The sequence below is a fragment of the Dysgonomonas sp. 25 genome (assembly GCF_010501075.1).
Classification (GTDB): Bacteria; Bacteroidota; Bacteroidia; order Bacteroidales; family Dysgonomonadaceae; genus Dysgonomonas.
Genome location: NZ_QVMN01000002.1, coordinates 18709 through 33074 on the forward strand (window position 1 = coordinate 18709; position 14366 = coordinate 33074).

11 protein-coding genes are annotated in these 14366 nt (G+C 38.4%); 7 read left to right on the forward strand and 4 right to left on the reverse strand.

Annotated features, from left to right (window positions below; translation table 11 throughout):
- Positions 1 to 208: 208 nt before the first annotated feature.
- From D0T66_RS03305 to D0T66_RS03320, 4 genes are all read right to left on the reverse strand, one after another.
- Positions 209 to 2881, reverse strand: a complete 2673-nt coding sequence (locus D0T66_RS03305; protein WP_163355582.1) for a Plug domain-containing protein — start codon at positions 2879 to 2881, stop codon at positions 209 to 211.
- Positions 2882 to 2953: 72 nt separating this feature from the next.
- Complete coding sequence (locus D0T66_RS03310) at positions 2954 to 3250, reverse strand: hypothetical protein (RefSeq protein WP_163355584.1); 297 nt, start codon at positions 3248 to 3250, stop codon at positions 2954 to 2956.
- Between the two features lie 85 nt (positions 3251 to 3335).
- Positions 3336 to 4904, reverse strand: coding sequence for a vitamin K epoxide reductase family protein (locus tag D0T66_RS03315; protein WP_163355586.1), 1569 nt, complete (start codon positions 4902 to 4904; stop codon positions 3336 to 3338).
- Positions 4905 to 5332: 428 nt separating this feature from the next.
- Positions 5333 to 6304 (reverse strand): hypothetical protein, encoded by a 972-nt coding sequence (locus D0T66_RS03320; RefSeq protein WP_163355588.1) that lies wholly within the window; start codon positions 6302 to 6304, stop codon positions 5333 to 5335.
- Positions 6305 to 7039: 735 nt separating this feature from the next.
- Here D0T66_RS03320 and D0T66_RS03325 point away from each other — a divergent pair.
- Genes D0T66_RS03325 through D0T66_RS03355 form a run of 7 tightly spaced genes read left to right on the forward strand, consistent with a single transcriptional unit; the run spans position 7040 to position 14358 of the window.
- Positions 7040 to 7552 (forward strand): UpxY family transcription antiterminator, encoded by a 513-nt coding sequence (locus tag D0T66_RS03325; RefSeq protein WP_163355590.1) that lies wholly within the window; start codon positions 7040 to 7042, stop codon positions 7550 to 7552.
- 35 nt (positions 7553 to 7587) lie between these two features.
- A complete protein-coding gene (locus D0T66_RS03330) occupies positions 7588 to 9528 on the forward strand; it encodes a nucleoside-diphosphate sugar epimerase/dehydratase (protein WP_163355592.1) in 1941 nt (646 codons plus the stop codon).
- A 2-nt stretch (positions 9529 to 9530) separates the two neighbouring features.
- Complete coding sequence (locus D0T66_RS03335) at positions 9531 to 10652, forward strand: glycosyltransferase (protein WP_163355594.1); 1122 nt, start codon at positions 9531 to 9533, stop codon at positions 10650 to 10652.
- The gene (locus D0T66_RS03340; RefSeq protein ID WP_163355596.1) at positions 10613 to 11533 is read left to right on the forward strand and encodes a glycosyltransferase family 2 protein; all 921 of its coding nucleotides are present in this window, start codon (positions 10613 to 10615) and stop codon (positions 11531 to 11533) included. Before D0T66_RS03335 ends, D0T66_RS03340 begins: the two co-directional genes overlap by 40 nt.
- Before the next feature lie 14 nt (positions 11534 to 11547).
- Positions 11548 to 12651 carry an EpsG family protein gene (locus D0T66_RS03345; RefSeq protein WP_163355598.1) on the forward strand — a complete coding sequence of 368 codons (1104 nt, stop codon included), beginning with the start codon at positions 11548 to 11550 and terminating at the stop codon, positions 12649 to 12651.
- The gene (locus D0T66_RS03350; RefSeq protein WP_163355600.1) at positions 12648 to 13745 is read left to right on the forward strand and encodes a glycosyltransferase family 4 protein; all 1098 of its coding nucleotides are present in this window, start codon (positions 12648 to 12650) and stop codon (positions 13743 to 13745) included. The genes D0T66_RS03345 and D0T66_RS03350 overlap by 4 nt, the downstream gene beginning before the upstream one ends.
- Positions 13735 to 14358, forward strand: coding sequence for a sugar transferase (locus D0T66_RS03355; protein ID WP_163355602.1), 624 nt, complete (start codon positions 13735 to 13737; stop codon positions 14356 to 14358). The genes D0T66_RS03350 and D0T66_RS03355 overlap by 11 nt, the downstream gene beginning before the upstream one ends.
- Positions 14359 to 14366: the final 8 nt, after the last annotated feature.

The window sequence follows — 14366 nt, forward strand, 5'->3', positions numbered from 1 at the left end:
CATTTTCATCTCCGTATCACTTAGAATTTCTGCATCGAGCAGCTTCAATTTTTTTAATTTCATTGTATTATTTATTTAAAATTTGGCTATAGATTGCGTTACAATAAATGATCAGTTTATTGCCTATTGTCCTATAGATTAACAATAGTTATTTAGAGTCGACTTCTAAAATTCTGATTAATATTTCCATCTTTTTTAATTCTTGATCTTATTTTGATACAGCTATGTGAGTGCTTTTATGAATTAGCTCACCATTAGAGGACATCCCTTCTATTATGACATCATACTTACCGGCAGAATCGGCAGTATAGAACTTTATCTGAGCTTCTCCATTTTTGTCTAAATGCACATCTGGTTTCCAGTATATTGTTGTTCTCAGATCCTTTTCTTCCGAGGCTTTTTCTTCATTCGTTTCATATTTAGGAGAGTAAAACTCGATTGGTTGCTGATAACTTAAGAGGCTAATGTGCTTGACGTTCGATGATTCTTTTACATATTCTATTTTTCCTCGTTTTGTTGTTATAATCAGGGCTGCGCGTCCTTGTCCTCCAAGCCCCCAGGTATTACTAACTTCTGGCCTCATAAGAAATGCACTCTCTACATTGTTAACATCAAGCGAAAAAACATCAATATTAGGTTGGAGTACATCATCGACAACCAACAATACACTACTATTTCTATACGTCACTTTTGGCCCACCCATTTGATTGGATATATCTACAAATGGGATAGTCAGTATTAGCCTTCTCATATCATTTATGTGATATTTTTCTATTTCTTCCGAGGTTATTACTGTTCCTGTATTGATGGCTGAATAATATCTCGAACTCGATTTCGACTTTCTTTTAGCTTTTACCTCTACCTCGGCAAGGTATATACTCCGTATTCCGTTTTCTATTGCCCATTTAGCATCAGCCTTCCCTACAAAATCGACAATATTTGTCTTATCCTTATCTTGTAGGTTTCCAGCCATTTTATACCGGAAAGGGTTATTTCCTACCGGAGAGAAATTTTCATTTTCTGTTACATCGAGAACGACATTGTCTTTCCCTTTCGGATTCACTGCTGTTATTGTTAGTTCGCTTTTTTCAGGATATTCTAATTGAGCCAACTCAAAAAATCCCTCTTTATCAGATACAGTCGAATCGAAATACATATTCGTATCTTGTACAGCCATTATGGTGACTGTTGCATCTCTGACTCCTTTGAAAAGATGTGTTACCTTTCCCTTTATTGTTTGTCCATCTTCGAAAGGATATTTTTCGGGCTGTGCTATTGTTCCCTTTATTACCTCTGGAATATTATATTTTCTCCAGCCATGAGTCAACATGATAAGGTCTAAAGAGAGTAGTTCAGGATAAGATAGCATATTCAGTGCTTTAAGCGGAGTTCTTACATCCCCTTTCAAATCAGAATTTAAAAGCAAAGTGGATATTATGTTTTGTGTACTATCTGTTTTCAGATCATTACTGTTTACAATAGCCACAGAGAGGTCTCCGGTTAAAGGTTTTCCGGTATAATCGGTTACTTTCAGCTTGGCTTCTACTGCCTCTCGCTGTTTATATTGCCTCTTGGAAGTAGAAAACTCTGTATCAGCCAAATCTTTTTCATTCAGAGAAAAGATGAGTCTTTCACTCAGTATTTCGTAATTACTGTTGTACAAAACAACGTGGACAACACCGGACGGTAAATTATCTTGTTGAAAAACAATGCCTTTTCGGGAAGCGTTAAGTTCAGTATTCAGTAAAATCCGTCCCCGTAAGTGTATCAGCAAAAACAACGCTGCATCATTATCAACTATATTCTGTGATTTCTGTACGAGAATGTTGAATTGTTTCTTTCTTTTGAGAATGTTAATCGTATAACAATTTTCGGGCTTTGGCATCTCGAAACGTTTTGTAGTCCCCTGTTTATCGGTACATTCGGCATAAAATCGGTTTGTTTCGTCTAACGGAAAGACTATAAAACTTCCCATGCCTTGAAAAGTAGTTTCAAATGTCTGTATTTCTTTTCCTGACTGGTCATACAAAACTCCTTTAATCTCAATGGGATTTCCATTTTCATCCAATGCTTTGAAGGCAACCTTCGTACTGTTTCCTATGGGGATATACCCACCTTCGGGGAAGAAGGTGACTTCGAAATCTTTGCTTTCCGTACCGAAGTCTACATAATGCTTATAGGTGACATCGTCTATTTTAGTTTCCAATAGGCCGGTTTCCCGTTGTGCCCTATCTTTCGGCCGAACAGGGATATTACCGATAGCATCAGTCCCAAATGAAATATCCGAAGCTTTTCCGTTGTTGAATTTGATATATGATTTTTCAGGATAAACCATATCCCCATTGCTACGATCGAAATAGGTTATCTGGAATGTCTCTTTTTTATCCTCTTTTGCTCGTTGTATTTGATAGCTATATTTTGCCGATAAGGGATGGTATATTTCTATTGGCTTGTTAAAGAAAAAGGTATGATCCATATTCCTCATATGTTGTGTATAAGCCCGCAACCGATAATGCCCCTCGGGAATATCTTCGCTTATATTCAGGTAACCGTGAAATAGCCCAAGGGAATCCGGCCTTATTTTAACTCTTTCCGCAATGGAATCGGTAGGTGAGATAAGCTCGACATATATATATCGACTGCCATAGGCCGGACGATTGCTCAATGCTGAAACGAGATACGCTTTAAAAAAAATCTTTTCTCCCGAAATATATTTGTTTCTATCGCTTTGCACATGTATCTTTTCCTGTGGGAATTGAGATACTTGTCGTTCGAACCGGGCATTAACAGAATCAATCAATGTTGTTCCGTCTATGTTTTGCCCCCAAAGCGAGACAGGGATTATAGTCAATAGTATGAGGATGGTTAGGATACGTAACATAATTTAAATATAATTATATCAATATTTAGTGAGAAAATAGGAAGTAGAAAAACCAACTTCCTATTAATAAGATTATTTACACTCACATATCAAGGTTGTTCCTTCATTTATGTATGTTCTTGGCTTACAGGTTCGTACTCTTGTAGCTGTATATTGCTGTGGTGTTCCATAGTTTTGATCTATGTATTGATACACATATTGTACTTCTCCAGAACAAGTTCCTGTACATTGGTCTCTTCCCCAAGGAGATATAGCATAACATTTACCGTTATTATTCTCATAACCTCCCCGCAACATTTTCATCTCGGTATTACTTAAAATTTCATACTCTCTAAGTTTTAACTTCTTTAACTTCTTTAACTTCTTCATTTGTAGTATAATTTAAAATTTGGCTATAGATTGTATCACAATAAATGATCAGTTTATTGCCTATTGCCCTATAGATTAACAATAGTTATTTAGTATCGATAACTAAATCGGTGAAATATTTGATATCTTCTATCTTGTAGGTATCAGGTAATTCATATCCATTTATCAATATGGTAGGTGTTGCAGCCAAGCGATTGGTCGTCCTCCATGTTTCATGGTTTTCAAATTCTGAATTTATAGCGTCTCCATCGTATTCAATAGCATACTTTTTCGTAAACCCTTCAATATCACTCTTCCCTGATTTATACCAATCGGTCAATATGCTTTCTGCATCTTCTTTATGCAGATATGATGCAATAAGTATTTTATTGCTACTGTCGAGGTCTTCAGAGAAAGAAGAGAAGATATATTGAATACATATCTTATTGCCTATCTCATTTAGTAGTTTATCGACGCGTTGATGCATTCTGGCACATGGCCCGCAATGAGGGTTGGTTAGTATTGTGATAAGAATGCCAGCCTCTTTGTTGCCTAATAAAATTTGTGATGTATTTTTATCAACCTGATAATGCGGCTGTTTTTTTAAGGTGGCTAAAAAGACTTCATCTTTCATCTTCAGGCTATTCATATATTGAATCATCATGTCTTTCTTTTTTCCTTCGCTTAATTGAGGCAACAGCAAATGAAGAATTAGAATGGGAAGTAGATAGATACATCCTGTAAATAGCACTTCGCTATATGAAAAAAGAGGAATCGAGATAAATCCTGCCACAAGATTTACTAAAAACACAAGCCACAATATCAATTGTACAATCAGGCATAGCGGACACCATTGCTTAGCCTTAAATCCCTGATACCAAATGCTCCAGAAAGTATAGGGCAAAGCACAAATATTTACAAGAGCGAGGTAAGAAATCAAATGCGGGACGAAAAGAAGAATAATGACATTAGACATAAAATAGGCTAATCCTACCTCACTCCAACCTATTATACCCATAAATTTGGCTGCGGGTGACTGCAGGATGTCATTACAGTCGCTTTTTTTAAATAATGAACATATTTTATCTGCAGCCTCACTATGGTAATTGATTTGTTTAGAGAACAGTAGCCAACCGATATAAACCCCGGATAGATTTACAAGCAGAGATAAGCAAAGTCCAATATTTCTATGAATTTCATTGTTTACAAATCCTAATATTCCAAGCATTAAACCTGCAAACAATAATAGCCATCTTTCAAACTTGGAAAAGAGCGATTTTTTTTGATTCTCTTTATAATTGGGTTCTATCGAGGATTCATCACTTTCAGCAAAAAGAGCGACTCCACTCCACAATTCGTTGAATTCCTGGACCGATACTTTTATCGTTTTTCCATGCCACAGATATGAAACCTCATCTGTAGAAATTTTAGTGGTAATGACGAATTCTGATCCTACGTGTGCTACAAATGGAGCTTCCAACTGCCCGACATTTTTCTTTTCTTCACTAAGCCTGATAGCAACATTTTCGATACCGTATTCGGACAACATATTAGATAGTCCAAAGAGAGTATATTTGTATGGATGCTCGTTATAAATTTTACCGGAGTATCTTTTCGTATGTTTAACATTTAATAAATCAAGAAAAGAAACGAAGAGATTTTGACTACTTTTCATAATGGTATAGGATCTGTTATTGGGTTGTATATAAAAAATAAAGTTATTTCTGTTTATCTATCTTTGGTATTGAATTCGGGTCTAATGCCCTTCGGGTTATATTGGTATTGTTAAATGTAACTATTATTCTGGATATTCCTTCTTCTTGACTATTTTTTACAATAAAATGACTACCAAGTAATATTTTGCATTTATTTTGTCGAATATGAATAGTTACCATTCATACAAAAACCTGAAAAATAATTATAGAAAATTTCTTCTGAATAAAGAGACGAATTGTCTCTCATATTGAGTTGGAGTTGAATATTGAAGCAATATGATATCAAGAAAAGGAAATGAAAATCTTGAATGCCGATTTAAAGCAATGGTAATACATCACTTTGCGTCGGGATTCACTTTGTATTAATAGATATTTATTTATAAGCGTCTTAGATGCTATTTACAATTTTATGCTGTTCTTCGAAGAAAAACCGTCTCTCCTTAGCTCCACTATTGGATATCAGTGTGCATACTTTTTTCATCGAATTTATCCAATCCCTGACCTGTATACAGGTATCGCAATCATCTGAATAGTTAGAACTCGTGAAAAAGCTATTAAAATAACTATAACATTTACTGTCCGAAAAATAATATGAATATTGTGCTCCCAAATGGATTGTAGATAAATAAATCTGTATCTTATCAGAATCGAGATGATTATAGGAAATTCCGTCACATACCTTTTCCATGTCATGCAACATCTTGTGGATATCGATTCTGATTAATTTAACCTCTTCTTCGCTGAGCGCTTTCAAATGGCTAAAATATTCTACATCTTTAGATAAACAGAAGATTGAGGTCATATCCCAGATATAAGTTATCTTGTGTATTTTTTTATACATCTTGGCTATATCCTCATTGAATGATAATAATTTGGATGGAACCTGCCATGAAGAGAAATTGTTGTATTCCTCGGAGCCGATATAATAATATCCCCATTTGAAATATACAAACTTTAAGAGATTGGGATAAGAAATGACAAATTCGAGAGGTAAGGAATTAAAAACCAATCCATATTCTGTCTCTTCATTCAAAATCCCGTTCAACAAATTTAAATCGGCTTCCATCCAATTGGTCAGGCCATCTATAGATGAGACGCTCTTGGGCTGGTGCAATGCGTAGGTGGGAGGCGAAGAGCCATATTTATGCTTTAGTATGCCATCTATGGATATTCCCAGCTTAGCAGCAAGAATTCCCATTTCTGAAACGGCAAAATATACTTTCTTATTTAAGCGGCGAGAAGCGGACTCTTTTTCGATTTTCAATGAATCGGCAACAAAGTTTACGAGTTCACTTTTCTTACTTATTTTTCTATTAAGAGCTTTGATGAAAGCATCTAATAGATCGGGTTGGTTTGTCATTGGCTTTTTGATTTCAAACTTAATAGTATCGCAAATTCAGATCTTTATGCAAAGAAAACAATTCTCATTTACAAATAGAATACATAATAAAGATAAAATTGAAGAAAAAATAAATTACATCGACTATTTCTGTCATAATAATTGTAAATAAAGATTAAATGTAGTAATAATATTATTATGCTGACAAAATTATATTATTTGTGTAATAGTTGAAACTAAATAGTCTTAACTTTAGAACTTAATTTTATATACATTTGTAATTGTTAAGACTTGAACGGATTTCTATTCGTCTGATAAATTATATAAAAGGAATTTTAAATAAAAAGAATATTATCTCTGAGTATAAAATTTTTGAAAGACGATTTAGACAGACCCTAATAAGAACAAAAACATGAAGCAGCAATACTGAATATGCGTTAAAAAGTGAAAAGACTGTAAAGGATCGTATATTTTGTATTGTTTTTCGTAGAAATTATACCTGGCATTTTGATATGCTTCGGTAAGTTTCTGATAATACGGAAAAAAGTTTTTTTTGAGAGGAACATTATGTATCCTTCAACGGCGAAGCCTTTGCCAATTTTGAGAGAATAGTCTGATTAAAGTATAAAATAGAGAGAAAATAAAAAGACCGATATTAGTTAAATTATTATATCAGAATGTAAGTAAATAACACAATTTGATATTTGGAAATCAAATAGATTAGCAATTATTTTTTAATAACCTAACTCATCCCTAATGTCACATCCCGAATCAAACGTTTGGCTTGCGGCCCGTGTCCGGCGCAACCAAGAGAGACTGGTAAAAACAAAATTAGAGCAGCTCGGCGTAAAAAATTACGTTCCATTCAGGAAAGAATTCCGTAGACGCAGAGATCGAAATGTTGAAGTCTGGATACCAGTTATCCCCAATCTTGTATTTATTCATACAGATCTCCGTACGGGCATGTCAATCGCCAATGACTATGGAGTAAGGCTCTCATATATGAGATCTGTTGATGGCAAGAAATTGCTTGTTGTACCTCAAAAACAGATGGACGATTTCAGATTAATATGCGAGAGTGGTGTGAAATGTGTTCTGGAAGAAACTTTCGAAAAAGGCGATCGGGTGAAAATTATCAAAGGCTGCCTGACTGGCCTCGAAGGCGAATTGGTTGATACCAATAAAGACAATAGCAAGGTATTTGTGAGGTTGGAAGGCATTGCCACTTTCAAGCTGTTTGTTCCTGTAGATATGCTGAGTAAATGTTGAAGCGAATTTCTCAACCCTTTTAGCTGGTTTGTAACATGTCAACGATAAAAGGAAATCTCTTTTCTCCGAACTTCTATAGAGAGAAATTGCACAATCTGCAATATCTGAACCGGAGTATTATATTCATACTCGATCTATTGCTCTCTATTCTTGGTACACTGTGCGCATTGTTGCTCGTTTGGTTTATCCACGGTAAGGGATACATAATGAGTTCGGTAGGAGGTATTATGTCACTGGCCGTCCTCATTTCCATCCTCCTCCTTTTTCTCTTCCGGTCGTATAAGAGAAGTATCCGCTTCTCTACCCTTAGGGAGTTGAGTGGGATATTTTATTTGTTGATAATCAAATGTGTGCTGATTTCATCCGTTGTTGCCAAACAAGGTGTTTTCGATATAAAATACACCCTCATTTGTGGCTTGTTAGACTTGTTTATATCCGCTTTTTTCATGGTCTCTTTCCGCGTGTTTATGGTGAGTATCTATTATTTGCTGTTGCGCAAGGATGTAAAACAAACAAATGATGTATTGATATATGGCGATACTAACTACGCTCCATTGCTTGCCTCACAAATAAATAGCAACGATGATATTCCCTACAACGTGATTGGACTATTGAGCCTGAAACAACAGAAAAAAGGGTTCAAAATAGGAGGAGTATGCGTATATACATGGGATGGAGATTTAGACAAATTGTTATTATCTGTTAAACAGAATGTCACCCATATTGTATTTACCAATTATGCAGATTTCAAATCGGAATCCGACGGATTAGTTTACAGCTGTATGGAATACAATATAAAGATGCTGATGACAGGTGAAATTCACTTGTTGGATAAGCACAATATGAAGCAGCAGATAAAAAGCATCGATATTGTAGATTTGTTGCAGCGGGACGAAATAACAATAGACGTGGAAGCTGTATCGGAAGAGGTGCGCGACAAGATTGTTTTAGTAACGGGAGCGGCTGGTTCTATCGGGCGCGAAATCTCGATGCAATTGGCCTATTTTGGTGTAAAACAACTGATTCTGTTGGATATTGCCGAAACGCCATTGCATAATTTAGAGATGGAGATGCAGAAGAAATTTCCGCATCAGGATATTCGTTTTATATTGAGCGATGTCCGTTCCGAAGCAAGAATCAAAGACCTTTTCGAAAACAATAAACCCGATTTCGTATTTCATGCGGCAGCTTATAAGCACGTTCCGGTTATCGAAGACAATCCGTGCGAAGGGGTGCTTACGAATATTTGGGGAACTGTAAATGTTGCCCGTCATTCACAACTTTATGGGGTAGAGAAATTTGTGATGATATCTACCGATAAAGCCGTGAACCCGACAAACGTAATGGGTGCTACGAAGCGTATAGCCGAATTGTGCGTACAAGGATTAAATAATAGCTCCAAAACCCAATTTATCACTGTCCGCTTCGGGAATGTATTGGGCAGCAATGGTTCTGTTATACCGTTGTTTAAGGAGCAGATAGCGAATGGTGGCCCTGTGACTGTAACGCACCCTGACATTATCCGCTATTTTATGACCATCCCCGAGGCTTGCAGGTTGGTGTTGCAGGCAGCTACTATGGGAAAAGGGGGAGAGATTTTCGTTTTCGATATGGGCGAACAAGTCAAGATCGACAATTTGGCGCGCAAGATGATTCTGTTATCCGGGCTTATCCCCGACGAAGACATAAAAATAGAATATACAGGCCTCCGTTCCGGCGAAAAGCTATATGAGGAACTGTTGACCGAAATCGAATCTACGCAGGCAACGAAGAACAAAAAAATACGTGTTGCACAGGCTGATAAAATCAATGAGGAAGAGCTGAAGAAAAAGATAATCAAGCTTATGCACTATGCCAATCAGACGGATATAACGAATACCGTCAGGGTGATGAAGCGGATTGTTCCCGAATTTAAAAGTAACAATTCCGAATTTGAAGTACTGGATAAAGAAGAAATAGTAACGACAATCGGATAGCAATGAGCGGACAGCCAATCAGAATATTAATGCTTTTCACGATCCTCAATAGGGGAGGAGCCGAAACGATGGTCATGAATTACCTTAGGCGGATAGACCGCTCCAAAGTAATTTTCGACTTTGTAGTGCATCGCGAGGATAAGGGAGCCTACGAAGATGAGATAGAAAGCATGGGTGGCAAAATCTTCCGTTTTCCTCCTTTTCAGGCTTGGCATATCCTGATGTATAAAAAGCTGATAGCCGATTTTTTCGATGCTCATCCCGAATATAAAATGATACACGGGCATTGTTCCGAGTTGGGCTATTTCTTCTACAAAGAGGCATATAAGCGGGGCATTCAGTTTATAGCCGCACATGCCCATAACGAATATAAAGGATTTGACATAAAAACTCCGGCAAGGAATATCCTGAAATGGATAATGCGTCCTTATCTGACACATTATTTTACCTGTAGCCGGGGAGCTGCAAAGTGGTTATTCGGAAATCACTTGATGAATAAAGCCATATTTATGCCGAATGCTATCGATGCCCGCACACTGGCATTCGATCCTGTCAAGAGAGCAGAAATTCGAAATTGCAATGGCTGGACTGGCCGCTTGGTTATAGGGAATGTTTCGAGGTTTTCGCATCAAAAGAATCACTCTTTTCTATTAGACATATTTGTTGAGATAGTTCGCCGGGAAGCCTCTGCCTTATTAGTTCTGGTAGGCAGTGGCGGCGAGCTGGAGGATAAGGTAAAGGAAAAGGCAGCCCGATTGGGACTTGGAGATAAAATCCAATTTATGGGGAGCCGGAACGATATTCCCGATTTATTGCAAGGCATGGATCTTTTTTTATTCCCATCCTATTTCGAAGGCTTGAGTGTCGCTCAATTAGAGGCACAGGCATCAGGTCTGAGTGTTGTAAATTCCACCGGAATCTCGGCGGAAGGAACAATCATCCCCGAGCTTGTAGATTCGCTATCCTTAAACCTTTCTCCTGCCAAATGGGCAGAACGGGTGTTGTGTGTAATAAATAATTATGAACGTAAAGATCGTTTCCGCGAAATTTCGGAGGCGGGATTTGATATAAATAAGAATGTAGAATGGCTTCAGAATCTGTATATAAGGGAAAGCCCACGCTAACCGTGTTCACTCCGGCTTATAACCGTGCTCATACCATAGAGTTGTGTTATAGGAGCTTATTGCGCCAGACTTTGTCCGATTTCAAGTGGTTGATAATAGACGATGGTTCTACGGATGCTACACGCGAATTGGTTGAGTCCTGGATAGCAGAAGGCCGGATTCCTATCACCTATTACTATCAAGACAATCAGGGGATGCACGGGGCGCACAATGCCGCATATCGGCTGATAGATACCGAATTGAATATGTGTATAGATTCCGATGATTACCTTGCCGATAATGCAGTGGAACTTATCGTAAATAAATGGAAGCAGGAAGGATCGGATAAATATGCGGGGATCATAGGCCTGGATGCGAAATACGACGGGACTGTAATCGGTACTCGATTTGATGCCCCCCAAACAACCCTTTCGGGGTTTTATATGCAGGGTGGGCGCGGCGATAAGAAATTGGTTTATCGTACATCGGTGATAAATAGCGTGCCCGAATATCCGGTTTTCGAAGGCGAAAAATATGTTGGATTAGCGTATAAATATCACTTGATCGACCTAAAATATGAATTGCTGACGATGAACGAAGTATTGTGTTACGTCGATTATCAAGCGGATGGCTCTTCGGTAAATATGTATAAGCAATATTTCCGTAATCCACGGGGATTTGCATTTCTACGGAGCGCATCTATGCAACATCACCCCTCACCAAAGCGAAGATTCATCGAAGCAATGCATTATGTGAGTTCAAGCATCATTTGCCGCAATCCTAAGTTTATATCCGACTCTCCGCGTAAGCTGATGACTCTGTCGGCTATTCCATTCGGGGTGGTATTATATCTCTATCTTCTGTTTCAATATAAGCGAAACAAAACGCTATTACTGAAATAATTATAGCAGTTGATATGATAGATTATATCCCGACTCATATATATACGGATGTTTTTAATTTTCTGGTATTTGCACTGGTTATCTATGCTGTATTGCAGAGTTTCTCCGGCAACCTTTTCAAGCCCGAAACGAGAGTTACAAATAATGTAATAGGATATGTTGTTATTGTCTTTGTTATCCTATACATGGGGCTACGCCCGGTTTCATCCGTTTTCGGAGATACAGTAAACTATGCCGAATCGTTTTACAGGCTGCAGATGGATACCAGCCACTTCCGCATATTGGGTGATGGAGAATGGGTATTCAATACAATCATGTTTTGGTTTGCCAAGTACAGCGATATTCATCTGTTCTTTTTGTTCTGTGCGGCAATATATACGGGAACATTGTATTGGGCATTCAAGCGGATTTTCAAGGAAGATTTCTTTATACCCTTTATCATAGCCATGGCTATGTTTACCTTTTGGAGTTATGGGGTGAATGGAATACGTAACGGGATGGCGGCATCGATAATTATCCTTGCCCTGACTTTCAGGAAAAATATTATTGTCATGCTGCTATTGGCAGCTTTGAGTGTCGGAATCCATAAATCCATGTACCTGATAATAGCAGCGGCAGGATTGGCTTACTTCCTGAAAGACGCTAAGATATATTTAGCTATTTGGATAGGGAGTATTCTTGTTTCACTCATTGCCGGTAATACAGTTGCAAATTTCATTGCCGGTAGCGGTTTGTTCGGAGACGATCGTTTTGCAAGCTATATCGAAGGTAATAATACCCGCAGTGTTTTTAGCCATACAGGCTTCAGATGGGATTTCCTGCTGTATAGCGCAGTTCCCGTTGTAACAGGGAGCTATTTCGTTCTGAAAAAAGAATATACAGACAAGTTCTATATCTGGCTGTTTAATATCTACCTGATGACTAACGCCTTTTGGATTATAGTGATCAGAGCGAGTTTTTCCAACCGTTTTGCTCAAATATCATGGTTCCTAATCCCATTAATACTTGCTTATCCTTTCTTTATGAAAAAGTTCTGGGATAATCAGCAGATGAAGATTGGGTACATGGTAATAATCGCTTATTTATATACTTTCTACTTAGTATTTATCGCCAGATGAAAAAGGTAATACGTGTAGCTACTTCGCCTATCTCGCTCGATTTGCTGTTGCGCGGACAACTTCAATTTCTGAATAATTATTATGAAGTTGTAGGAGTTGCATCGCCCGATAGGGAGATACACCGTAAAATATCCGAACGGGAAGGAATACGTACTGTTGAACTCGGGATAGAACGAAAAATATCACTGATTAAAGATTTGAAATCGCTGATTGATTTATACAAGCTTTTCCGTAGAGAGAAGCCCGATATAGTTCATTCCCTGACACCCAAAGCGGGATTGCTTTCCATGCTGGCGGCATGGGTGGCAGGCGTGCCGGTAAGGATACACACTTTTACAGGACTTATATTCCCGTGGAGGAAAGGATATATGTGCAAACTGCTGAAACTCATGGACAGATTGACTTGCATCTCGGCAACAGATATTATCCCCGAAGGAGAGGGAGTAAGGACAGAGTTGATAAATAGCCGCATTACGAAGAAGCCGTTGGAAGTATTAGCTAACGGCAATATCAATGGAATAGATTTGGAATATTTCAAGCCTGCGCAGAGAAAGCAGGCCGATACTGTCACCCGTTTTGTTTTTGTCGGCAGGATAGTCCGCGACAAAGGAATAGAAGAACTGAAAGAAGCCTTCGCCCGGTTGAATAATGCAGAATTGATACTGGTCGGTCCGTTCGAACAGGAACTTAATCCATTGAGTGAGAGTTGTTACCAATGGATTCGGCAAGGGAAACAGGTACGCTATGTCGGTTTCAAAGAAGATATCCGCCCGTATCTTGCCCATGCCGATGTTTTTGTATTCCCCTCGCACAGGGAAGGATTCCCGAATACCCTCCTTCAAGCCGGAGCTATGGGGCTTCCTGCCATAGCAACAAACATTTGCGGTTGCAACGAGATAATTATTCACGGGGCGACGGGATTGCTTATAGAACCTCACAACCCCAATCAACTCTATGAAGCGATGAAATTATTAGCTGAGAATCCTGCTTTGAGGAAAAAGATGGGCGCAATTGCCCGAAAACACATTGCCGAGAGATTTTCGCAACAACAGGTCTGGAATGCCTTATTAGAATTTTATCAAGATGTATCCTGATTTCTTCAAGCGTATATTGGATATAGTAGGAGCAATTACAGGGCTTCTGCTCTTATCTCCTGTGTTGTTCCTGACTTCCATATTGTTGGCTGCCGTCAATGGTGGTTCTCCCTTTTTTCTTCAAAAAAGACCGGGTAAGGGTGGGAGGATATTCCGCATTATCAAGTTTAAGACGATGAATGATAGACGAGATAAGGACGGTAAATTATTGCCCGATTACGAGAGGATGCACCGCATAGGGCGGTTGGTGAGGTCACTTTCCGTAGATGAATTGCCGCAGATGATAAACGTATTGCTCGGGCAGATGAGTTTCATCGGGCCACGTCCGTTATTGGTCGAATATCTTCCGCTGTATACACCTCAACAGGCTATTCGCCATACCGTAAGACCGGGTATCACCGGATGGGCACAGGTAAACGGTCGCAATGCTATTTCGTGGGAACAAAAATTCGAACACGATAGCTGGTATGTCCGTCATGTGAGCTTAAAAACTGATATGAAAATCGTTTGGATGACTATACGGAAAATTATCGTCCGTGACGGAATAGATGCGGACAAGAATACGACTATGATTCCTTTTGATGTCTATTGCAGGCAGATAAGAGGAAATTAGATAAATCA